Raw genomic sequence first — 23,506 nt, 5'->3', positions numbered from 1 at the left:
CCGCGCAGAAGCGGACCGACCCCCTCGATCACGCCGAGGAGGTCGGTCCGCTGAGACTGGAAGCTGTCAGCCCTCGATGTCCCGAGGGTCGCGGCTGCGGGGGTAGGTGTTCTTCTCCCCGATCGTGCCGTCCTGCTTCTTGACCACGTGTTCGACGCCGCGGTCGGCCGCCATCTCGCGGCCCTGGGCCTGCGCGTCAGCCTTCACGTCATGCGTGCTGCTGGCCCGCTCCTGGCCCTCCGGCTTGTTCTTCCACTGCCCGTCCTCGTGGTACGTGTCGACATCGCCCTTGGCCATGGCCGGCTCCCTCCCTGCGTCTGCACTGTCCCCCCAATCAGTGCCCCGAGCCGGGCCGGGCAAACCGCGGTCCTCATGAGACGGCCGGGCAGTTGTTGCTCACCCGCCGCAGGATCTGTTCGCGTTCGTCGGTGGTGATGCCCGACGGTTTGCCGTCGAAGTGGGTCTCCACCTTGTCCCAGCCGCGGCGCTGCTCGTAGTGCAGGTGCGGGGCCCCGGAGTTGCCGGTGCTGCCGAGCCGCCCGATCTGGTCACCCTGGGCGACCTTCTGACCGACAGTGACCAGTGGCGGTTCGAGCATGTGCAGGTACTGCGTCTCCCACTTGCCGCCGTGGTCGATCTTCACCCAGTAGCCGCCGCCGCGTCCCCGTGGGCCGTCCGGGTCCTGCGGGGTCCGGCCGCCCAGCGAGCCGTTGATGCCCGCCACGGTCACCGTGCCGGCGTACGAGGCGAGCACGGGCCGCCCCCACGTCTCGCCCTCGACGGGGAAGAAATCGACGTCGTAGTCGTCGTGACCGGGGTAGGTGCTGAGCTGCCACGTCTCGCCGCAGGTCACCGGCATCTGGAAGAGCGGGCGCGGCCCGGCCGGTCGCAGGATCGGCACCGCGACCACCGCGACGCCAAGAACGGCTGCCACCGGGACGAGCACGAGCAGGGCGCGGATGGCACGGCTTCGGGGGCGGCGGTGGGAGCGGGATCTGGTGGGGCGACCGGTCGTCACCGGCCCGAGCATGGCAGACAGCGGCAACATCCCGGCTTCGAGGTCGCCCGCACACAGCCTTGACATTGCAGTCGAATCGTAAACGAGATACCGTCAGATGCAATGCAGTTGTATTGCAACGAGAGTGAGCTGCCATGCAGGTGATCGCACTGTCCGAGGTGACCGCCGCCATGAACGCCCTTGTCGGCGGCAAGGCGGGCGGGCTGGGCGAGCTGATCCGGCACGGCGAGCGGGTCCCCGACGGTTTCTGCGTCACCACCGAGGCACACCGGCTCGGCGTCATGCCCACTGCCGAGATCGTCGCCGCGTACCAGCGGCTCGGCGCGGGCCCGGTGGCGGTGCGCTCCAGCGCCACCGCCGAGGACCTGCCGGACGCGAGCTTCGCCGGGCAGCAGGACACCGTCCTCAACGTCACCGGCACCGCCGAGCTGATCGCCGCCGTCGAGAAATGCTGGGCTTCGCTGCACGGCGACCGCGCGACCGCCTACCGCGACGCCCGCGGCATCGATCACCAGACGGTGCGGATGGCCGTCGTCGTGCAGCGCATGGTCACACCCGCCGTGGCGGGAGTGCTGTTCACAGCGAACCCGCTGACCGGGCGTCGCGACGAGATGGCCGTCGACGCCGCCCCCGGCCTCGGCACGACAGTGGTCGACGGCGCCACCGCCGTCGACCACTACTCCCTCGACGGCGTCACGCGAACCGAGGCCGGATGCCTGACGTCCGCGCAACTGGCAGGCCTGCACGCCACCGGCGAACGGTTGCAGACCCACTTCGGCTGCCCGCAGGATGTCGAGTGGGCGATCGACGCTGACGACGTGCTGTGGCTCCTCCAGTCCCGGCCGATCACCAGCCTGTTCCCCGCACCTCCGGTCAGCGAGAAGCCCCTCCCCCGCGTCTACCTGGAGTTCGGGCACGTTCAGGGCATGCTGCAACCGGTCACCCCGATGGGCATGTCGACACTGCGGACGCAGATCGCCGCGATGCTCGCCGCGCTCGGGGTGCGGGTCGAGATCGTCGACATCGGCGGCCGCCTCTACGGCGACCTGACCGACCTCGCGCGCGACCGGTCGTCCCGCAAGCGACTGGTGAAGCTCCTGGCTGTCGATTTCGGGCCGCGCGCCCAGGCGGTGATGCAGCACGTGCTGGCCGATCCCCGGTTCGCCCCGACCAGCGGCGGCGTCCGGCGCGGTGGGGCGCCCGGAGGCGCGTCGCTGCGGACGGCCCGCCGCGCGGTGGTGGGAATCCTGCGGGCGCTGGCCCGTCCCGAGGCCGCGCGGACCCGGATGTTCGAGGCGATCGAGCAGCTGAGGGTGAGCTCAGCCGCCCCCGCGGAGCTGCTCACCACCGCCGACCGGCTGCGCTTCGTGCAGGCGCAGGACGACGACACCGACGACAGCGCCGACGCGATCATGTGGCCGATCGTCGCCGGGATGCTCGCCGCCGCCCTGCCGACCGCCCTGCTCAAGGGCATCGCCGGCCCGGACGAGGTCCACACGGTGCTCGGCGGCATGCCGCACAACGTCACAATCGAGATGGACCTGGCCCTGTGGCGGCTCACCCAGGGCGTGGGCGACCACCGCCAGCTTCTCCTCGACACCCCGCCGGCCGAGTTGGCCGCACGCCACCTGCGCGGGACGCTGCCCGACATCGGCATGACAGCTTTCCTGGACGCCTACGGGCACCGGGGCGTCGCCGAGGTCGACCTCGGGGTGCCGCGCTGGGCGGAGGACCCCACGCCGGTCTTCGCCGCGATCGCCAACTACCTACGGGTCACCGATCCGCAACAGGGTCCCGACCAGCGCTTCCAGCGGGCCGCCTCGGCTGCGGAGACAGCGTTGGAGGAACTGGTCACCCGGGCTCGCCGTCGGCGGCCGGTGCGGGGCAGGATCGCCGGTTTCCTGCTGCGCCGGGCGCGGTCGTTGGCCGGCCTGCGCGAGGCCGGCAAGTTCGCCGGGCTGTACCCGCTGCGCGAGACCCGTCGCCAACTGCTGCACATCGGCGCCGACCTGCACGGCCGCGGGTTGCTGGACCAGCCCGACGACATCATGTTCCTGACCCTCGACGAGGTGCACAGCTCCGTACACCAGGGTGTTGATCTGCGCGGCACCGTCACCGCCCGACGGACCGTGCACCGCCGGGAGCTGCGGCGTCGGACGGTGCCGGTGGCACTGCTCTCCGACGGCACGGATGTCGAGACCGTCCTGCCGGCGGCATCGACGGGCGACGGGACGCTCGCCGGAGTGGGTGCGTCGGCGGGCCGGGTGACCGGCCCCGCCCGCGTCGTGCACGACCCGGGCACCGCCCACATCGAGCCCGGCGAAGTCCTGGTCGCCGCTACCACGGACCCCGGCTGGACCCCGCTGTTCCTCACCGCGGCGGCGCTGGTCACCGAGACCGGCGCGATCATGGCGCACGGTCCGACGGTGGCCCGTGAGTACGGCATTCCCGCAGTCATCTGCGTGCCGGACGCCACCCGGACCATCACCACCGGGCAGCTCGTCACTGTGGACGGCGGCGCCGGAACCGTCACGCCGCACGGACCGGCAGCCCACGATCAAGAAGGACGACCATGACCGACACGAAGACACCGACCAGGGCGCGGGTGGGCCCACTGCTGCGTCGGGCGGCCGAGGCCGAGGCCGCGACGTGGCGCAGCCTGTACGTGTGGGCGCGGCGTCGTCCACTGCCGCTGGGGCCCGGCGACGAGCCGTTCGGCTATCTCGGCGTGGTCAAGCCGATCCTGGGCATCTTCATCGGCCTGTCGGTAGTGGAGATCCCGATCTTCGACGTGGTGGTCACCCACGTGGTGCCGTGGCGGCCCGCCCGCTGGATCGTGCTGGGCCTCGGCATCTGGGGTCTGCTCTGGATGATCGGCCTGTTCGCCAGCATGACGATCCACCCCCACGTCGTGGGCGACCGCGGCCTGCGGGTGCGGCTCAGCTGGGGCATCGACATCTGGATCCCGTGGACGGACGTCGAGGCGCTGCGCAAGCGCCACCGTTCGCTACCGTCGAGCAGATCGGTGCAGGTCGAGCAGGAGGGCGACCGACGGGTGGTGTCCATCTCGGTCGGCAGCCAGACCAGCATCGACGTCCTGCTGCGCCGGCCGCTGACCTTCGACCTGCCCAAGACCGGGTCCACGCCGGTGAACGAGCTGCGACTGTACGCCGACGACCCGGACGGCCTGCTGCGCAGCGCGCGGGGCACCCCGGTCAGCCGGACCGTCAGCCGGTGACCGCCGCGCTGGCGGAGTCTCCGGGCCACCCACTGTGAAACGATCGAGGCCATGCCCAAGAAGGTCGATCACCAGGAGCGACGCACCCTCATCGCGGACGCGCTGATGCGGGTCGCCGCGGATCAGGGCCTGGAGGCCGTCAGCCTCCGACACGTGGCTGCCGAGGCCGGGGTGTCCGCCGGGATGGTCCAGCACTACTTCCGGACCAAGGACGAGATGATGGCGTTCGCGTTGAGCGTGGTACGTGAGCGCAGCCAGCTCCGGGTCACCGAGGCGGTGGCACGACTGGGCGAGACCCCGTCGCCTCGACTGCTGCTGCGCACGATGCTCGCCGCGCTGCTGCCGCTCGACGAGGGCACCCGCGACAACGGGCGGGTAGCGCTCGCGTTCCTGGCCTACACGGCGGTGCGACCGTCGGCCGCGCCCAGCCTGCACGAGGACACGGCACAGTTCACCGGGTTCATCGCCAGCGTCCTGCCCGACCGCCACGGCACCGCCGCCGCTTCCGGCCTGCTGGCCCTGATGGAGGGGCTCGGTGTCTACCTGCTGGGTGGGCAGTACACCGCCGAACAGGCGCTGGGCGCGCTGGACGCCCACCTCGACCTGCTCTTCGGCTGATCGACTCGGTTTTGCCGAAGTCGCGGTGTCCCGCTGCCGGGGACACCGCGACTTCACCGAACCCGAGTGGATCACGCCCGGCTCAGTGGGTCGGGGTGCCCCGTGCCTTCAGGCGGCGCAGCTCGTCGGCGGACATCAGCCAGGTGGAGTTCGTCGTCCCCAGGCCGAGGAGCACCTGGTCGAAGGAGTTGCCGTCGTTGTCGTCGGTGTAGCAGACGCTCACCTCACCCCAGGGCGACGCGGCGACCGCGAAGTGCTCCTGGCGACCGGTAGTGGTCTGGCTCAGCGCCTGGGCCGCCAGCCGGCCGGTGGACGTGCCGTCCGGGTTGAGGCCGCGCGCCCAGACGTCCGGGTTGGTGCCGGACACCGTCCAGCCGACCACGACGTTGTCCTGGTCGTCGATGCCGACAGCGGGAGCGACGGCACCGGTGCCGGTGGAGACCGGCACCTCAGCGTGCCGGGCCGTACCCGTCGCGGTGAACGATCGAGCCCAGACACCACGGGTGCCGAGGTGGTCGGATTCCCACCCGACGGTGAAGTCACCGGCGAAGTTCGCCGCGACCGAGGCACGCTGCTGCCCGCCGCTCTGGGCGTTGGCCGTCCGCCGCGACAGCGCCACGGCGCCGTTGGACCGGGCCAGCCGGGTCAGCCCGATGTTGTACGAGCCGTTCGCGTCGGCGTCCTCGTCCCAGACCACCAGCGCCTCGCCGGAGGCGGACACCGCCACGTCGGGACGGTGGTGCGTGCCCGTCGTCTGTGAGGCGGTCACCTCGTACGCCTTGGTGGTGGCCGCGGTGAAGCCGGCGGCCTTGACGGTGGCCGGAGCGGTTCCCTGCACGTCCTCCCAGACGACGGTGAAGGCGACGGCGGCGGTGGTGGGCGAGCCGTCCGGGTCGACGCCGACCTTCGGCCAGATCTGCTGCCCGGCGTCGCTGGCGTTGGCCTGTCCCGAGCCGAGCACCGCGCCGGCGGGTGACACCACCCGGTACTGGATGTTGTAGACGCCGTTGCCGTCGCCGTCGGCGGCCCAGACCACCACGGCGTTGCCCCGGTCGTCGAGCCCCACGTCGGGGCTGAGGTGTCGCCAGGTGGCTCCGCTGGTCCCCCCGGTGGAGAGCTTCAGCTCGTACGCGGGGGTGCCGTCGCGGAACAGCCGCAGGTAGATCTCGCTGTGGGTGTCGTCCTCCGGGGCGGCGCTGTCCCGGTCGTCCTCCCAGACCACTGCGACGTGACCGTTGCGGTTCATGGCGATGGAGGGCAGGTCCTGGTCGCCGGTGGCGACGCTGTTCGCGGTGGTCCAGGTGACCGCCTCGGCGGTCATCGCGGTCGGGCCGGGAACCACGTTCGGGACCAGCAGGGACGCGGTGAGCAGTGCGGTGATCACGGTCATGGTGGCTCTCTCCCTTAGCCGGCCTGCAGGCCGGGCTGGCCGTCGAGGATGACGAACGAGCGCACTGTGGACGCCGCCGCGCCGTGCTCGGTCACGGTGTTCACCGCGCGGAAGTCCGCGCGGACCTGGCTGCGGCTGATCGTGGTACGGACGTAGCCGCGGCGGTCCGAGTAGAACTTCAGGTGCGGGTTGGCCGCCGCGTTCGGGACCGTGGTGCTGCCGCTGCCGTTGCCGGTGGAACTGATCGAGGTGCAGACCAGTTCGGTGCCGATGGTGGCCGAGGACGGGTTGGCGTAGTCGGCCTTGAGATCGTTGGCCCACGACCGGTGCACGTCGCCGGTGAGCACTAGCGGGTTGCGCACCGCACGCTGCTGCCAGCCGGTCTGGATGCGGCTGCGGGAGGCCCGGTAGCCGTCCCACGCGTCCATGCTCGCCGCCCCGTTCGCGTCGAGCTGCTGGGCGAAGAAGACCTGCTGGCCGAGGATGTCCCAGGTGCCGTAGCGCTGGGCCAACCCGTCGAGCAGCCACGCCTCCTGGCTGGCGCCGGTCAGCGACCGGGAGGCCAGGTCCGCGTCGGCGCAGACCTTCCAGCCGTCCCCGCACGCCTGGTCGTCGCGGAACTGGCGGGTGTCGAGCATGTGGAAGGTGGCGAGCTGCCCCCACCGGACCCGTCGGTACAGCGGGATGCTGTTGCCGTTGGCAGCGGACGCGGGTCGCAGGGGCATGTTCTCGTAGTAGGCCCGGTACGCGGCGGTGCGCCGGGCGGTCCACTGGGCTGCTGTCAGCGTCGGGCTGCTGTCGTTGCGGACCATGTTGGCGTAGTTGTTCTCCACCTCGTGGTCGTCCGGCACCACCAGCCAGGGTGCCGCCGCGTGGGCCGCCTGCAGGTCCGGGTCGGACTTGTACAGCGCGTACCGGCGGCGGTAGTCGGCCAGCGACACGATCTCGGCGCCGAGGTGCTGTCGCACAGTGGAGGTGCCGACGCCGCCCTCGTAGATGTAGTCACCGAGGTGCAGGATCAGGCCGGCGTTGTCCTCGGCCATCCGCCGGTACGCGGTGTAGTAGCCGGCCTCGTAGTGCGCGCAGGAGGCGAAGGCCATCACCAGGTCGCGGCCGAAGGCGCTGGGTGCCGGGGCGGTCCGGGTCCGCCCGACCGGCGAGATCTGACCCTGGGCCCGGAACCGGTAGTAGTAGTCGGAGTCGGCGGCGAGCCCGCCCGCGATGGCGTGCACGGAGTGCGCGTCGGCGTACCGGGCGACCACCGAGCCGGAGGCGACCAGCGAGGTGAACCGGTCGGTCGTGGACACCTGCCACTCCACTGTCACGTCGGCGTTGGCCATGCCGCCCTGCCCGTCGGCGTTGAGCGGGGACGGTGCCAGCCGGGTCCAGAGGACCACGCTGTCGGGGGCCGGATCACCGGACGCCACACCGAGCTTGAAGGGGTACGGCACCGCGGCGCGGGCACCCTGACGGGGTGTCACCGCGACTCCGGCGGTGACGAGTCCACCGAGGACGAATATGCGACGGCTCAGCCTTGTCATGGTCAACAGCCTCGGGAACGTCGATGAACGGCGATGGCTGCGGGGCGGAATCCGACATGACGGAATGCTGTCCGCGCCAAGGCGTTCAGGTGTCCGGACCGCCGGGGCCGGGGGCCGGCCCGTCAGGTGAGCGGGGACGGCGACTCCGCGCCGGGGATCACCAACGTCGGCGTGCCGGCCCCGTCCGCCCTGACGCTCCAGACGTCGGGCTGGCCGTCGTCCCGGCGCAGCGTGTAGGCCAGCTTTCCGTTGTCCAGCCACGCGGCCTGGTCATCGACGCTGCGCACCTCGGCGGTCGCGGTCACCCGCATGCTCGACAGGTCCAGGACCGACAGCCGCCAGCCCTTCGCCGGGTCGGCGTCGACCGCCTCCTTGAACGCGAGCCGGGTGCCGTCCGGTGACAGCGACGGGCACTCGACGTTCTCCTTCAGCGTCTCGACCGTACGAGCCGCGAGGTCACCCCGGACGAGGTACCTCTCACCACCGGTCGCCATCGTCGCGTAGAAGCGGTTGTCGTCGGCGGTGAAGGTGACACCCCAGTAGTTGACGTCCGCGTTGCGGTAGCCCCGGCCGTCCCGGGTGATGGCGAACTCTTCGAGCGAGGCCACTGTGGTGCCGGTGCGGGTGTCGAGGATCCCGGTGCGGGTGGAGAAGCCACTGGCGGTGTACGAGTCGCCACCGACGAACGTCGTCCAGGAGACCATCCGGCCGGAGGCCGAGACCCGGGCCCGGTTCGGCAGCCCTGGCACACTGACCGCCCGGGTCTGGCGCAGCGTCGCGTCGAGCACGACAACCTGGTACGACCACGCGGTCTCCGGCTTCAGGCACACGCCGGTGCCGGCCGCCGCGTACACCCGGAGGCATTCCAGGCCGGCGACGGTGCGCGGCCCGCCGGGGTCGGTCGCGGCGACGGTGGAGACGTGCCGGTCGGTGATCGCCAGCAGGCGCGGCCCGGACGTCAGGGTGACTGCCTGCTCGCCGCCGGCGGATGGCGGTGTCCCGGGAGCCTCCGCGGCGGTGGCGGCGTAGCCGGCCGCCACCGCCCCCAACAGCACTGTCGAGGCGACCACCACGCCGAGCTTCGCTCGGGTCGACATCGCTGTCATCGGGGCACCTTCCGGGTGGTGAGTCGGGATGGGGTGGCCAGCAGGAACAGCGTGCCGACGAGGACGCCCGCGACGGCCACGGCCGCCACGCGGATCGCGGTCTGGGGCCCCCACGCCTGCCAGGCCAGACCGAACAGCACCGACGAGACGAGGTACGCGAGCGCCTGCCCGGTCTGCACCAACGCGATCCCGGTGGTCCGCACGCGCGCCGGCAACACCGGACCGGCGAGCGCGATGAGCACGCCGTCGGTGGCCGCGTAGAAGGCGCCGTACAGCGTCAGCGCCAGGGCGATCAGTGGCCAACCGTCGACCGGGCCGGCCAGCAGCAGGTACGTCGCACCAAGGGCGGTGTAGCCGCCGATCACCACCGGCGGGCGACCGATCCGGTCGGCGAGCACGCCGAGCGGAGCGGCGAGCAGCAGGTACGCCAGGCTGGTTCCCACCGCGAGCAGCGGAAACCAGCGCAGGCCGAGGTCCATTCGGCGTTGCAGCAGCAGGTAGACGAAGCCGTCGCCGATGGTGGCGAGGCCGAGCAGCGCGGCGGCCAGCACCAACCGCCGGGCCCGTCCGCGGCGCAGCAGCCCGAGCGCCTCGCGGACGGAGACCTTCGGGTCGTTGCTCCCGTCCGCCGCCTCGCCGGGCGGCTGCTCCCGAACGAAGAGCACCAGCACCACGACGGCCAGGGCCGCGATGCAGAAACTGGTGACGAAGACCGCGTCGTACGACTGCCCGACGACCAGCAGGACCGCGAACGCGGCGAGCGGCCCGAGGAACGCGCCGACGCTGTCCATCGCCCGGTGCACCCCGAACGCCCGACCCAGCGCCTCGGGTGGCGTGGAGAGCGTGATCAGCGCGTCGCGCGGCGCGCTCCGCACCCCCTTGCCGAGCCGGTCGACGGCGATGACGGCGCCGATCGCCGGGATCGACCGACCGGCGAGCAGCAGGCCGAGCTTCGCGACCGCCGAGAGCGCGTACCCGAGGCCGGCGATCAACTTGCGCCGCCGGAACCGGTCGGCGGCGAAACCGCCGACGACCCGCAGCAGCGCGGTGGCGCCGGTGTGGACGCCGTCCAGCACACCGAAGGCCACCGGGCTGAGGTGCAGGCCCAGCACCAGATAGAGCGGCAGGACCGCGGCCACCATCTCGGCCGACACGTCGGTGATCAGACTGACAGTGCCGAGCGCTACGACGTTGCCGCTGACCATCGCGAGCCGGCGGCGTCGAGGCCCCGATCCGGGTTGGTCGGCGACCGGTCGGGAGACGGTCGACAGGTACACGAGCATCTCCTCTGATCGACGGTCGACGGGCAGCCATCGTCCGTACTCAGTGGAGGCGGCACAACGGACCACGGGTGGCATCCGGGCGAGGGTCGGGTGAACGAGCTCCCAACAGCGAGGTGTTCGCCTGCCGGGACGTGGTGTTCATCCGCCCGTCGCCCGCCGGCTCATCGACCTTCCTACATTCCTTGCGCTCTTCCCACGAGGTAAGGAGTCCTGGATGGACATTCGATTCCCCCGTCCGTCGGTGACGCTGGGGGTGGTCACGGTGATCGTCGCCGCGACCGCCGCCGTCGTCGTGACAAGCGCCGGCGCGGCGTCGGCGGCCAGCGTGACCTTCACGCCCGTCGCCGACACCTACGTCCAGAGCGACGCGGCCACCACCAACTACGGCACGTCCACGCAGGTCGTCGTCGACAACTCGCCAGTGCGGCGCTCGTTCCTGCGCTTCACTGTGAGCGGTGTCAGCGGCACTGTGACCGGCGCCAAGCTGCGACTGCGCACGATCAGCGGCAACAGCGGCAGCGACGCCGGTGGCACGTTCCGCCGGATGTCCAACACGACCTGGTCGGAGACCGGCACCACCTGGAACAACCAGCCGACCATCGACGGGGCCACGCTCGGCACGATCGGCGCGGTCAGCGGCAACACCTGGTACGAGGTCGACGTCACGGCCGCGGTCACCGGCAACGGCACGTACAGCTTCGGTGCCACCTCGACCAGCGGCGACGGCGCCTACTACGACACCCGCGAGAGTGGCGCCGACGCTCCGCAACTGGTGGTCACCACCGGGAGCACCACGACACCCCCGTCGGGCGACCCGGTGTTCGTCGGCGCCGGCGACATCGCCGACTCGGGCTCCGGCGACAGCGCCACGGCGACTCTGCTCGACAGCATCCCGGGAACGGTCTTCACCACCGGCGACAACGTCTACGACAGCGGGACGGCGTCGCAGTTCAACAACTACTACGAGCCCACCTGGGGTCGGCACAAGTCCCGCACCCGCCCGTCGCCGGGCAACCACGACTACAACACGTCGGGCGCGACCGGCTACTACAACTACTTCGGTACGTCGGCCGGCCCGAGCGGTCGCGGCTACTACTCGTTCGACCTCGGCAACTGGCACGTCGTGTCGCTGAACTCGAACATCAGCATGTCGGCCGGCTCGACGCAGGAGCAGTGGCTGCGCGCGGACCTGGCCGCCAGCAGCAAGCCGTGCACCATCGCGTACTGGCACCACCCGCTGTTCACGTCCAGCTCCAACCACGCCCCGTCGACGTCGACGCGCCCGCTGTACCAGGCCCTCTACGACTACAACGCCGACGTCGTGGTCTGGGGGCACAACCACGTCTACGAGCGGTTCGCCCCGATGAACCCGGCCGGTGGCGCCGACACCAGCCGTGGTCTGCGCAGCTTCGTCGCCGGGATGGGCGGCGCCGGCCACTACGGCTTCGGCACCATCCAGCCCAACAGCGAGGCGCGCAACAGCTCGGCGTGGGGCCTACTGAAGTTCACGTTGCACTCCAACAGCTACGACTGGCAGTTCGTGCCGGTGGCCGGCCAGACCTACACCGACAGCGGCACCACCACCTGCCACTGACGACGCGTGCCCCCTGTCCGCGAGGCGGGCAGGGGGCACGGTCGAACCGTCAGGCGTCAGCGGGCCGTGCCGGCGCGACGCTTGTTGTAGACGTCGAAGGCGACCGCGACGAGCAGGACGAGACCCTTCACCACCGACTGGGTCGACTGGTCGATGCCCATCAGCTGCATACCGTTGCTCATCACCGCCATGATCAGACCGCCGACCATCGCGCCCACCACGGTGCCCACGCCACCGGTTACCGCCGCGCCGCCGATGAAGGCCGCGGCGATCGCGTCCAGCTCGAACATGTTGCCGGCGGCGGGCTGAGCGCCATTCGACCGCGACGAGTAGATGACGCCGGCCACCGCCGCCAGGAAGCCCATGTTGACGAACATCCAGAAATTGACGGTGCGGACCTTCACCCCGGACAGCGCCGCCGCCGACAGGTTGCCGCCGATCGCGTAGACCTGGCGACCGAAGACGGTACGCCGGGTGAGCAGGCCGTAGACCAGCACCAGGACCGCCAGGATGATCAGCACGATCGGCAGCCCTCGGGCGTGCGCCAACTGCCAGGCGAAGTACATGAGGACCGCGCCGACCAGCACGACCCGGGCGACGAAGAGCGGGAACGACTCGACGGGCTGCTGGTAGCGGATCCGCGCCACGCGGGTACGGAAGCCGCTGACCGCGTAGCCGGCCACGGCGATGGCGCCGATCAGCAACGTGAAGGCGTCGAAGCCCTGCCCGCCGAGCAGGCCGTTGAGGAAGCCCGCCGCGACCTGCTGGTACTCGGACGGGAACGGCGACAGCGAGATGTTGTCGAGCACCCGCAGGGTCAGCCCCCGGAACAGCAGCATGCCGGCCAGGGTCACGATGAAGGCCGGAATGCCGGCGTACGCCACCCAGAACCCGTGCCACGCGCCGACAGCTACGCCGACGACCAGCGCGGCCAGGACGCCGATCCACCAGGGGTGCCCCTGCTGGATCACCAGGACGGCGGAGACCGCTCCGGTGAGCGCGACGACCGATCCGACCGACAGGTCGATGTGCCCGCCGATGATCAGGATGACCATCCCGATCGCGAGGACCAGGATGTACGAGTACTGGAGGACGATGTTGGTGATGTTGCCGGGGCTCAGCAACACCCCGTCGGTCAGGACCGCGAAGAGCGCGACGATGACGACCAGGGCGACGTAGATCCCGCTCTGCCGCAGGTTGTTCAACACCAGCGCCCGCAGGTCGCTCGTCCCGCTGTGCAGGGCGGCGGTGGGCGGGCTGTCCGGGGGCGTGGGGCGCTCCGTCGAAGGGGTCTTGATGCTGGTCATCCGACGAGCTCCTTGTCCTTGGTCATCAGCTCCATGAGGCTCTCCTGAGTCGCCTCGGCCACCGGCATCTCGCCGGTGATCCGGCCGGCGGCGAGGGTGTAGATGCGGTCGCACATTCCGAGCAGCTCCGGCAGCTCGGAGGAGATGACGATCACCGCCTTACCGGCGGCCACCAGCCGGTTGATGATCGTGTAGATCTCGTACTTGGCGCCGACGTCGATCCCGCGGGTGGGCTCGTCGAGGATCAGCACGTCCGGGTCGGTGAACAGCCACTTCGACAGCACGACCTTCTGCTGGTTGCCGCCGGAGAGCTTGCCGACCACCGCCATGACGCTCGGCGTCCGGATGTTCATCTCCTTGCGGCTCGACTCGGCAACCTTGATCTCCTCGTTGCCGTTCACCCAGCCCAGGCGGGACAGCCGGTCCAACGCGGCGGCGGACACGTTGCGCCGCACGTCGTCGATGAGGTTGAGGCCGTAGCGCTTGCGGTCCTCGGTGACGTACGCGATGCCGTTGTCGATCGCCTCGGCGACGGTGCGTGCCTGCACCTCCCGCCCGTGGACGAAGAGTCGGCCCCGGATGTCGCGCCCGTAGGACCGACCGAAGACGCTCATGGCCAGCTCGGTCCGTCCGGCCCCCATCAGGCCGGCGATGCCGACGACCTCACCGGCGCGTACGGACAGGCCGACGCCCTCCACGACCATCCGGTCCTGGACCGGGTGCCGCACCGTCCAGTCCTCGATGCGCAGGACCTCGTCGCCGGGGGAAGACTCGCGGTCGGGGTAGAAGCTGTCCAGGTCGCGCCCGACCATGCCCCGGATGATCCGCTGCTGGGTCACCTCGTCGGACCTCATGTCGAGGGTCTCCACCGCGCGCCCGTCGCGGATGACTGTGGTCGAGTCGGCGATGGCGGTGATCTCGTTGAGCTTGTGCGAGATCATGATGCAGGTGATGCCCTGCTCCTTGAGTGCCCGCAGCAGGTCGAGCAGGTGCGCCGAGTCGATGTCGTTGAGCGCGGCCGTCGGCTCGTCCAGGATGAGCAGGCGCACCTTCTTCGACAGCGCCTTGGCGATCTCCACGAGCTGCTGCTTGCCGACGCCGAGCTGGATGACCGGGGTGACGGGGTTCTCGTGCAGCCCGACGGACGCCAGCAGCTTCGCCGCTTCGGCGTTGGCGAAGTTCCAGTCGATGAGCCCGCTGCGGCCGCGCCGCTCGTTGCCGAGGAAGATGTTCTCCGCGATCGACAGGTACGGCACCAGGGCAAGCTCCTGGTGGATGATGACGATGCCGTTGGCCTCGCTGTCGCGGATGCCACGGAACTGCATCGGCTTGCCGTCGAAGAGGATTTCGCCGTCGTACGAGCCGGACGGGTAGACGCCGGACAGCACCTTCATCAGGGTGGACTTGCCGGCGCCGTTCTCACCACAGATGGCGTGGATCTCCCCGCGGCGCACTGCGAGGGTGACGTCCTCCAGCGCGGTCACGCCGGGGAAGGTCTTGGTGATGCGACGCATCTCGAGGATGGTGTCGTCCATTGTCACTGTCCTCCGTCAGGTCTGGACGTGGTACGCGCCCAGGCGTCGGGCCCGGCGGGTGACCGCCGGGCCCGACGAGTGGCTTACTTCTTGGCCTGACCGGCGGCGACCTCGTCCGCGGTCCAGTAGCCGGAGTCGATCAGCGTCGCCTTGATGTCGTCCTTGTAGACGGTCGCGATCGGCAGCAGGTACGCAGGGACGACCTTGACGCCGTTGTTGTACGTCTGGGTGTCGTTGGCCTGCGGCTGCTTCTTCTGCAGGAACGCCTCGGCAGCGTTCACGGCCTGCTCGGCCAGCAGCCGGGTGTCCTTGAAGACAGTGGAGCTCTGCACGCCGTCGTTGATCAGCTTGATCGAGGCGATCTCCGCGTCCTGGCCGGTCACCACCGGGAGCTTCTTCGCGCCCTTGCCGTAACCGGCGTTCTGCAGGGCGGTGATGATGCCGCGGGAGATTCCGTCGTACGGCGAGAGCACCCCGTCGACCTTCGAGCCGTCGTTGTAGCTGGAGGTGAGCAGGTTCTCCATCCGCTTCTGCGCGGTCTCCTGCTGCCACCGCAGGATGGCTACCTGCTCGGGGGTGGTCTGCTTGGACTTGACGACCAGCGTGCCGTTCTCGATGAACGGCTTCAGCGTGTCCATCGCGCCGCCGAAGAAGTACTGGGTGTTGTTGTCATCCAGCGACCCGGCGAAGAGCTCGACGTTCAGCGGCCCCTTGGCCGTGCCCTTCGAGCCATCCTTGTTCAGCAGGCCGAGACCGACGAGCAGCGCGGTGCCCTGGGCGACGCCAACCTTGTAGTTGTCGAAGCTGACGTAGAAGTCGACGTCCTTGCTGCCACGGATCAGCCGGTCGTAGGAGATGACCGGGATCTTCGCGGCCGCGGCGGCCTGCAGCTGGCTGCTGAGCGCGGTGCCGTCGATCGCCGCGAGGACCAGAACATCGGCACCCTGGGTGATCATCTGGTCGACCTGCTGCGACTGCGTGGGGATGTCGTCGCCGGCGTACTGGAGGTCGACCTTGTAGCCCTTGGCCTCCAGCTTCGACTTCACCGCGTTGCCGTCGGCGATCCACCGCTCCGAGGTCTGCGTCGGCATCGAGACGCCGATGGTCAGATCGCTCGGCTTCTCGTCGCCGGACTTCTCACCGCTGCCCGCACCCCCGCCGCTGCACGCCGCCAAACTCAGCGCGAGTGCCGCGCCGCCGAGAGCAACCAGGAATTTCCTGCCCACGGGCTTCTCCTCTCTGGACTCCCCCGCCGACTGCCGGGGCCAAGTATCATCTTTCGGGTAGTGTTAGCGCTCACATAGATTGCGTCAACACCAGATCCGAAATACCGGTGTCACGGTCTCGTAACGGAGCATCCAGGCGAGCGTAGCCATGTGGCCGATCTGTCGGAAGGGTAGGACGCGGCGACTCAGCGTGGTCGTCCGCAGCACTCTACAGACCGGTGCCCGCGGACGACGTCTGTCGTCCACGGGCACCGGCACTACCGTCGGATCAGGCGGGTCGCCGCGACCTCGACGATCGGCGACCCCGGTCGGCTACCGCTGCGACCACCGCTGGTTCGCCGCCGCCGTGCAGGTCCAGAGGATCACCGTGGTGCCGTTGGCAGTGGCGTTGTTGTTGACGTCCAGGCAGAGCCCCGACTGCGCGTTGCTGATCGTGCCGTTGGCGTTGACAGTCCATTGCTGGTTGGTCCCGCCGTTGCAGTCCCAGAGCTGCACCTTGGCGCCGGCCGCGGCGTTCAGCGGCGCGTCCAGGCACTTGCCCAGGGCCTGCAGGGTCTGACCGCTGCTGGTCCAGCGCTGGTTGGCGGCGCCGTTGCAGTCCCAGATGACCGGCTGCGTGCCGTTGGTCGTGTTGCTGTTCGGCACGTCGAGGCAGCGGCCGGAGGCGGCGCTGGCGTACGCGCTCGACGTGCTCGGCGGCGGCGTCGTCGGAGGAGTCGTTCCGCCACCGCTGACGCGGTACACCACGGTGCCGTGCGCGGGGACGCTGGCGCTGATGGTCCCGCTGCTGGTGCTGGTGCCACCGGTCCACGCCTCCACCAGGGTGAACGACGAGCCGGACTTGCCGATGGCCGCGGCCGTGGTCGAGATCGTCGTCGTCGAGCCGCCCTGGTTGAGCAGGGCGACGGCGACGTCACCGTTGGCGAGCCGCTTGGCCAGCACCCGACGGGTGCCGTCGAACGACACCTGCGTCCCCTGCAACCCGAGCGAGTCCTGGTTGATCGCGATCAGGTTGGCGTTCTTGAGGATGGTCTGCGTCGCGGTGTTCATGTTCCGTACGTCGTTGCCGGCGATCAGCGGAGACGCCATGATCGCCCACATCGCGAAGTGGCTGCGCATCTCCGTGTCGTTCATGCCGCCGCGGCCGACCTCCATCATGTCGGGGTCGTTGAACCCACCCGGCCTCGCGTAGGACGCCAGCGGAACTGTCACGTTGATGATGTTCTGGATGCCCATCGGGTACCCGTTGCTCTGGCCGGTGTCCCACGCGTTGGTGATGTCCTCGGTGGTTCGCCACATGTTCGCCACGTCGCCCCAGTTGCGCTGCGGGCCGGTCTTGGCGTGAATGCTGTTGGAGTTGATGCTGTAGACGATCGGTCGGCCGGTGGCGGCCAGCGCGTCACGCATCTTGGCGAAGGTGGTCACCTGGTCGTTGATGCTGCCCTCCGGCGAGCACCAGTCGTACTTGAGGAAGTCGACACCCCACGCGGCGAACTGGCGCGCGTCCTGCACCTCGTGACCACGGCTGCCGGTCGCGCCCGGGTAGGAGCCGAAGTACTGCGCGCAGGTCTTGTCGACAGGCACCTGGTAGAGGCCGAACTTCAGGTTCCGGGCGTGCAGGTAGTCGCCGAGCGCCTTCATCCCGCTGGGGAACCGGCCGGGGTCGCCCTGGATGTTGCCGGAGCTGTCCCGGTTGGGGTTGAACCAGCAGTCGTCGACCACCACGTAGTTGTAGCCCAGGTCCCGCATGCCGCTGCTGACGATCGCGTCCGCCGTCTGCCGGATCAGCCCCTCGTTGATGTTGCAGCCGAACGAGTTCCACGAATTCCAACCCATGGGGGGAGTGCGCGCCACGCCGTTGTCCAGTGCCTGCGCCGTCGGAGCGCGAAGGCCGACCAGGGCACCGGCGAGCAGAATTCCGGCCGCCAGTGCGCTCCCCCAGCGACGACCTCGGGTATTGCGGTTCATCGAGCCTCCTTGTCGGTGACGCCCGCCCGTGATTACGATCTCTGGTCGGTACGCCGATAGTTGGACGCCATTTTTGTTAGCGTTAACAGAGACGCCCATCATGTTACGGCGACATTTCACGAGGTTCAATACCTTCACCGTGCCGTATCGCTTGCCATCGATTGGTGACGCTCAGCAACCCATCGAGTCGCGTCTTATCGGGTGAGGAAGCCGAAATTGGCGCGTGCTGGCGCTTACCCGCACGCGCGTGCACCGCTGGGCGGGGACGGCGGCGGGACCACTCCCCGCACCATGCGGGGCGACCTACGGTTGGTCGACAGTCAGTGGCGAGGTGGGGCGACGCTCTCGCGGGCGACCAGAGCGGGGGCGATGGTCTGCCGCAGCGCCCCACCGGTGCCCGACTCGATCTGGGACAGCAGCATCTGCAGGCTCGCTCGCGCCACCGCGTCGAAGTCCGGTCGGACGGTGGTCAGCGGCGGAATGAAGTACGCCGCCTCCGGTACGTCGTCGAAGCCGACCACGCTGATCTCGTGCGGCACCCGTCGACCGAACTCGTGCAGCGCCCGCAGCACGCCCAGCGCGAGATGGTCGTTGGCGGTGAAGACCGCTGTGACCTCCGGCATCCGCGCCAACATCTGCCCGCACCGGTAACCCGACGCCGCGGACCAGTCCCCCGGCATCGGCGGCGGCGGATCCAGCCCGGCGGCCAGCAACGCCTGCCGCCATCCGTCGATCCGCCCCACGCTGTCGAACCAGTCGGTCGGGCCGGAGACGTGCCAGACGGTGCGGTGCCCGGCGTCGAGCAGATGTTGCGTCGCCGCCCGGGCGCCCGCCACCTGGTCGACAGTCACCAGCGGCACCGGCCGGCTCGGGTCACCGTCGACAGTGACCAGCGGGACATCCTTGGGAAGGCGCTCCAGCGCCTCACCGGCCGACTCGACCGGGGCGATGACCACGATGCCGGCGACCCGGTGCGACAGGTGCCGCTCGACGGCCGCCGAGATGGAGCGGTGGTCAAGGTTTCGCACGCTGCCGACGCTGACCGCGAAGCCCTCTTCGGCGGCGGTCTGCTCCAGGGCGGCCAGCAGCGATGCCGGACCGTAGAGCGTCGTGTTCTGCGCGACCACACCGATGACCTGTGATCGACCGGTCACCAGGGCGCGTGCCGCGCCGTTGGGGCGGTAGCCGAGTTCGGCGATCGCCGCGCGTACCCGAAGTCGGGTCTGCTCACGGACGTTGGGGTGCCCGTTGAGCACCCGCGACACCGTCTGATGGGAGACACCGGCGAGACGGGCAACGTCCGTCATCGCGGGACCGTGGACGGCCATTTCACTCCCCCCGCTACATCGCCGGCCCGCAGCCCGTCGACGTCGACTGGAGCGGCCCGGCCCGATCCCCCTCGCTCAGTCACCACGCCGGTGCTGAATCCCAGGTGACCAGCGCTGGATCGCCGACAGTCTACGCCAGCAACGACCCCGAACACGGCACGCCTGTGTGGGGACCGTTCGACGCGCCGCAGCCGTACGACGCGATACCCGTCGGAAGTCCCCAACCAACCCACCCGGGACACGGTCCTGGTGTGGTACGCCGGCCTGCCCTCGCTCCTTGACAGAGCGTGGAACAGGCCGGCGGGGAACTGACGCGGTGGCGCGGACCTCACATGCCGCCAGGGCTGCGTCGCCAGCGCCACCGGTCAGAGCGATCGTCGTGTGACCGGAGTCACGGTGTGGTCAGGCTGAACTGCCGCACTGTGACGGCGCCACCGAGCGACTGCGTCGCGTGGTTGAAGATGGCGAACCGGTAGCCCATGAAGAACTGCCAGTTGTTCGCCAGCGTCAGGGCGTTGCCGAACGAGGTGAAGTTCACCCCGTCGGTGCTGTACGAGAAACGGGCCTGCCGACCGGACCCGGGTCTGATGTCGGCGTTGGCCCGCAACCAGATCCGGCCACCGGAGACGGCGGTGCTCGCCACCTCGCTGCCGGTGCTTGTGGTGTTCCAGCTGCCGTCCATCGTCAGCCCGTTCTGCATGACCAGCCGGGTGGACCCGTTGTCCCGTCGGACTCCGATCCAGGCCGACGAGTTACGCAGCACCGCCAGGCCGGTGCGATCACCGTCGCGCATCGTGGAGTAGTCCAACTCGATCGTCGCGGTCGAGGTGGGGCCCTGGATGCGGTGGGTCAGCGTGTTGCGCGCCTTGTACAGGTCGTTGGTGACGGTGGCGGTCTGCAGGTTCAGCCCGTTGTTCACCGACCACTTGCTGTTGTCCGGGTTGTGGTTCCACTCCCACTGCGGTCCGAGCGTGGTGCCGGCGAACGTGTCGGTGCCGGTGAGTGGCTTGACGGCGCGGGGCGGCGCGGGCAGGTTCGGCTTCGGGTACGAGCTGCCCCAGGTGCCGTTCACCGTCTGCAGCACGGGCCAGCCGTCGCCGGTCCAGGTGATCGGTGCCATGGCCGGCATCCGACCACCGGGGTACGCGTCGACGAAGGACATGTAGTACCAGTCGCCGTTCTGGGTCTGCACAAGCCCACCCTGGTGCGGCACACCGCCACCGGAGATCGGGCCGGGTAGGTTGAGCAGCACCTGCCGCTGCTCGTACGGGCCGAACGGGCCGTTCGTCGACTTGAGCACGTACTGGCCGTTGGCCGGGCGGGTGAGCCAGATGTAGTAGGCGCCGTTGCGCTTGTAGAAACGCGCGCCCTCCAGCGTCCCGATGCTCGACGGCGTCTGGTACACCTGCTGGGCGCGGACCTGGGACTTCCCGTCGGCGGACAGCTGCGCCACGCTGATCGTGCCGTTGCCGTACGCCACGTACATGGTGTCGTTGTCGTCGATCAGCATCCCGGCGTCGTAGTAGCAGTTGGGGATGGTGGTGTGCTTGCTCCAGGTGCCGTCGACGGCGGACGCCGTGTAGATGTGGGTCTGCGCGAAGTCGATGCACCCGGCCCAGTAGTAGGTCCGGTTGCTCGGCCGGTAGTTCAACGTCGACGCCCAGATGCCATCGACGTAGGCGTTACCACCGCTCATGTCGTACTTCGACCCGAAGTCGAGCTTGGGCACGGAGTGACCGGCGAACTCCCAGTTGACCAGGTCGTACGAGCGCAGGACCGGCGCGCCGGGCGAGTAGTGCATTGTGGACGCCGACATGTAGTAGGCGTTGTCCACCCGGATGATGTCGACGTCGGCAAAGTCCTGCCAGACCACCGGGTTCGAGTACGTGCCGTTCGACGGGGGTGGCGTCGTGGGGTCGGTCCCGCCGTCGATGCGAGCGAGCTGCCACTGCTGGTTGGTGCCGTTCCAGTCGTCGTACTGCACGATGTTGCCACCGTCGGCGGTCGAGGCGCCCTGCACCTCCATCGCCTTGTTGCTGTTGCGGTTGATCAACCGGACGTAGCCGCCGTCCGAGTCGGCCAGCCGGAACTGCTGGTTGGTGCCGTTGTTGTCGCTCCACTGCACGACGCTGGCACCGTTGGCGGTCGAGCGGCCGGAGACGTCCAGCACCTTGCCCGACAACCTCGACTTGAGTCGGTAGTAGCCGCCTCCGGAGTCCACGAACTGCCACTGCTGCTGGTTACCGTTGTTGCGCGTCCACTGGGTGATCCGCGCACCGTCGTTCGTGGCCAGGTTGTACACGTCCACGGCCTTGCCACTGTTGCGGTTCACCAACACGTACCAGGCGTTGGTGTCGACGGTGGCCGCTGACGCGGGCGACGAGGCGACGGCCACAGCCGCGCCACCGACCACCAGCACCATCGCGGCGACGGCGAGTCTCGACAGCCACCCGCGCCGTCGTGGCGCACCCCGGGGAACCCGACCGATGGAAAGCATGATCCTCCTCTGCTGACGCGAACCGTGCGGTCTGGGTCGGCGTCCGCGGCACCGGGCGGGGCACCGAGCTGACCACGCCCGGCCATGTGATCGCTAACACCGATCGCCCGACCGTCGCGGCGACGAGGTGCCGAAACCGCGGGGTAGGACGCGCGCGCGGCCGGACCAGCCAACGACATCGACCATCTTGGTTATAGACTGTGAGCGATAACATGCTGTTAGTCAAGGCGTAACACAACCGCCTCGTGGCCCGGCTGGCGCACACGCGAACGGGTGGTCCACCCCCGCCCGCAGGCAGGGGTGGACCACCCGTTTCCGGACGATCCGACCGCGCGAATCAGAAGCCGCGGGCCAGCCGGTAGTAGGCCTGGTTCCAGCGCAGCTCGTCGGCGAAACGGCGGGGCTCCGTGGCGGCGTCGATGACGACGAGCTCGGTGCGGCTCATCTCCGCCAGGTCGTGCAGCTCCTCCACGCCCACCGCCTGTGACAGCACTGTGTGGTGCGGCGCGCCCGCGGTGATCCACGCCTCGGCCGAGACCGGCAGGTCGGGACGCGGACGCCAGACGGCACGGGCAACCGGCAACCGGCGCAGCGGCTGCGGCGGCGCCACCACGTCGATCTCGTTGGCCACCAGCCGGAACCGCTCCCCCATGTCGGACAACCCGAGCACCACGGCCGGCCCGGGTGCGGCGTCGAACACCAGCCGGACCGGGTCCTCACGGCCACCGATGCTCAGCGGATGGATCTCCACGTTGGGCACGTCGGAGGCGATCGTCGGGCAGACCTCCAGCATGTGGGCACCGAGCACCAGCTCGTTGCCCGGGGTGAGGTCGTAGGTGTAGTCCTCCATGAACGACGTGCCGCCGCTCACGCCCACCGACATCGCCTTGAGGGTGCGAACCAGGACCGAGGTCTTCCAGTCGCCCTCACCGCCGAAGCCGTAGCCGTCCGCCATCAACCGCTGCACGGCGATGCCCGGCAGCTGACGCAGCCCGCCGAGGTCCTCGAAGTTCGTCGTGAAGGCCCGGAAGCCGCCCGCGTCCAGGAAGGCGCGCATGCCCAACTCGACACGCGCGGCGTACCGCAGCGAGTCGTGCTGCTCCCCGCCGGGCAGCAGCTCGCCGACGATGCGGTAGGTGTCCTCGTACTCCTTGACCAGGTCGTCCACCTGCGCGTCGGTGACCTCGCCGACCACCTCGACCAGGTCGTTGACGCCGTAGGTGTTGACCGAGACCCCGAACCGCAGCTCGGCCTCGACCTTGTCGCCCTCGGTGACCGCGACGTCGCGCATATTGTCACCGAAGCGGGCCAGACGCAGCGACCGCATCGCCGACCAGCCCGTCGCGGCGCGGGCCCAGGCCCCGATCCGAGTGGTCACCCGCGGGTCGCTGACGTGCCCGGCCACCGTCTTACGGGCCACACCGAGACGGGTCTGGATGTACCCGAACTCACGGTCGCCGTGGGCGGCCTGGTTCAGGTTCATGAAGTCCATGTCGATGTCGTTCCACGGCAGCAGAACGTTGGCCTGGGTGTGCAGGTGCAGCAGCGGTGTCTGCAACGCGTCCAGACCGGAGATCCACATCTTGGCCGGCGAGAACGTGTGCATCCAGGCGATGACCCCGACGGCACCCTGAGCGGCGGCGTCCCGGCAGACCTGCAGAATCTCACCGCTGTTGGTCAGGACGGGCTTCCAGACCACGCGGGCGGGAATCTGCGGCGAGTCGTCGAGCGCTGCCGCGATCTGGCGAGACTGCTCGGCCACCTGGCGGAGCGTCTCCTCGCCGTACATGCCTTGGCTGCCGGTGAGGAACCAGATCTCGGGTTCGGTGTGTGGTGCCATGGAGTTGCCTTCCGCGA

The 23,506-nt window shown here is 69.6% G+C and carries 17 protein-coding genes; 4 read left to right on the top strand and 13 right to left on the bottom strand.

Translation table 11 applies throughout. From position 1 onward, the window contains the following. Window positions 1–66: 66 nt before the first annotated feature. Entirely contained in the window at window positions 67–297 is a 231-nt protein-coding gene (locus AB0B98_RS05695; protein WP_357283241.1) for a DUF2188 domain-containing protein, read from the bottom strand. A gap of 73 nt (window positions 298–370) precedes the next feature. Beyond that, window positions 371–1,018 carry a M23 family metallopeptidase gene (locus tag AB0B98_RS05690; protein WP_357361166.1) on the bottom strand — a complete coding sequence of 216 codons (648 nt, stop codon included), beginning with the start codon at window positions 1,016–1,018 and terminating at the stop codon, window positions 371–373. A 134-nt stretch (window positions 1,019–1,152) separates the two neighbouring features. On the opposite strand from AB0B98_RS05690, the gene AB0B98_RS05685 reads away from it, so the two are divergent. From AB0B98_RS05685 to AB0B98_RS05675, 3 genes are read left to right on the top strand one after another with little or no spacing between them, the layout of a single operon-like run. Next, complete coding sequence (locus AB0B98_RS05685) at window positions 1,153–3,594, top strand: PEP/pyruvate-binding domain-containing protein (RefSeq protein WP_357361165.1); 2,442 nt, start codon at window positions 1,153–1,155, stop codon at window positions 3,592–3,594. Continuing rightward, window positions 3,591–4,256, top strand: a complete 666-nt coding sequence (locus AB0B98_RS05680) for a hypothetical protein (protein WP_357361164.1) — start codon at window positions 3,591–3,593, stop codon at window positions 4,254–4,256. The genes AB0B98_RS05685 and AB0B98_RS05680 overlap by 4 nt, the downstream gene beginning before the upstream one ends. A gap of 51 nt (window positions 4,257–4,307) precedes the next feature. After that, complete coding sequence (locus AB0B98_RS05675) at window positions 4,308–4,874, top strand: TetR family transcriptional regulator C-terminal domain-containing protein (RefSeq protein ID WP_357361163.1); 567 nt, start codon at window positions 4,308–4,310, stop codon at window positions 4,872–4,874. 82 nt (window positions 4,875–4,956) lie between these two features. On the opposite strand, the gene AB0B98_RS05670 is transcribed toward AB0B98_RS05675, so the two are convergent. From AB0B98_RS05670 to AB0B98_RS05655, 4 genes are all read right to left on the bottom strand, one after another. Then, window positions 4,957–6,264 carry a hypothetical protein gene (locus tag AB0B98_RS05670; protein WP_357361162.1) on the bottom strand — a complete coding sequence of 436 codons (1,308 nt, stop codon included), beginning with the start codon at window positions 6,262–6,264 and terminating at the stop codon, window positions 4,957–4,959. 14 nt (window positions 6,265–6,278) lie between these two features. Continuing rightward, on the bottom strand, window positions 6,279–7,805 hold the full coding sequence (locus tag AB0B98_RS05665; protein WP_357361161.1) for an alkaline phosphatase D family protein: 1,527 nt from the start codon (window positions 7,803–7,805) through the stop codon (window positions 6,279–6,281). Window positions 7,806–7,927: 122 nt separating this feature from the next. Continuing rightward, a complete protein-coding gene (locus tag AB0B98_RS05660; protein WP_357361160.1) occupies window positions 7,928–8,911 on the bottom strand; it encodes a hypothetical protein in 984 nt (327 codons plus the stop codon). Beyond that, on the bottom strand, window positions 8,908–10,188 hold the full coding sequence (locus AB0B98_RS05655; protein ID WP_357361159.1) for an MFS transporter: 1,281 nt from the start codon (window positions 10,186–10,188) through the stop codon (window positions 8,908–8,910). The genes AB0B98_RS05660 and AB0B98_RS05655 overlap by 4 nt, the downstream gene beginning before the upstream one ends. Before the next feature lie 220 nt (window positions 10,189–10,408). On the opposite strand from AB0B98_RS05655, the gene AB0B98_RS05650 reads away from it, so the two are divergent. After that, entirely contained in the window at window positions 10,409–11,788 is a 1,380-nt protein-coding gene (locus tag AB0B98_RS05650; RefSeq protein WP_357361158.1) for a DNRLRE domain-containing protein, read from the top strand. 56 nt (window positions 11,789–11,844) lie between these two features. Here AB0B98_RS05650 and mmsB read toward each other — a convergent pair whose 3' ends face one another. From mmsB to araA, 7 genes are all read right to left on the bottom strand, one after another. Beyond that, window positions 11,845–13,095, bottom strand: a complete 1,251-nt coding sequence (gene mmsB / locus AB0B98_RS05645; protein WP_238669244.1) for a multiple monosaccharide ABC transporter permease — start codon at window positions 13,093–13,095, stop codon at window positions 11,845–11,847. Beyond that, on the bottom strand, window positions 13,092–14,630 hold the full coding sequence (gene mmsA / locus AB0B98_RS05640; protein WP_238669243.1) for a multiple monosaccharide ABC transporter ATP-binding protein: 1,539 nt from the start codon (window positions 14,628–14,630) through the stop codon (window positions 13,092–13,094). The genes mmsB and mmsA overlap by 4 nt, the downstream gene beginning before the upstream one ends. An 83-nt stretch (window positions 14,631–14,713) precedes the next feature. Then, on the bottom strand, window positions 14,714–15,856 hold the full coding sequence (gene chvE, locus AB0B98_RS05635; protein WP_112624825.1) for a multiple monosaccharide ABC transporter substrate-binding protein: 1,143 nt from the start codon (window positions 15,854–15,856) through the stop codon (window positions 14,714–14,716). A 312-nt stretch (window positions 15,857–16,168) separates the two neighbouring features. Beyond that, a complete protein-coding gene (locus tag AB0B98_RS05630; protein WP_357361157.1) occupies window positions 16,169–17,824 on the bottom strand; it encodes a ricin-type beta-trefoil lectin domain protein in 1,656 nt (551 codons plus the stop codon). A 320-nt stretch (window positions 17,825–18,144) separates the two neighbouring features. Further along, entirely contained in the window at window positions 18,145–19,131 is a 987-nt protein-coding gene (locus AB0B98_RS05625) for a LacI family DNA-binding transcriptional regulator (protein WP_210781556.1), read from the bottom strand. 412 nt (window positions 19,132–19,543) lie between these two features. Further along, window positions 19,544–21,649: a family 43 glycosylhydrolase gene (locus AB0B98_RS05620; protein WP_357361156.1), complete on the bottom strand. Its 2,106-nt coding sequence runs from the start codon at window positions 21,647–21,649 to the stop codon at window positions 19,544–19,546. A 337-nt stretch (window positions 21,650–21,986) separates the two neighbouring features. Beyond that, entirely contained in the window at window positions 21,987–23,489 is a 1,503-nt protein-coding gene (gene araA, locus AB0B98_RS05615) for an L-arabinose isomerase (RefSeq protein ID WP_357361155.1), read from the bottom strand. Between the last annotated feature and the right edge of the window lie 17 nt (window positions 23,490–23,506).

It is taken from the genome of Micromonospora sp. NPDC048947 (assembly GCF_040649495.1).
Lineage (GTDB): Bacteria > Actinomycetota > Actinomycetes > Mycobacteriales > Micromonosporaceae > Micromonospora > Micromonospora alfalfae.
Note: the sequence above shows the minus strand (reverse complement) of the source record. Positions and strands in the feature narration are given on the sequence as shown.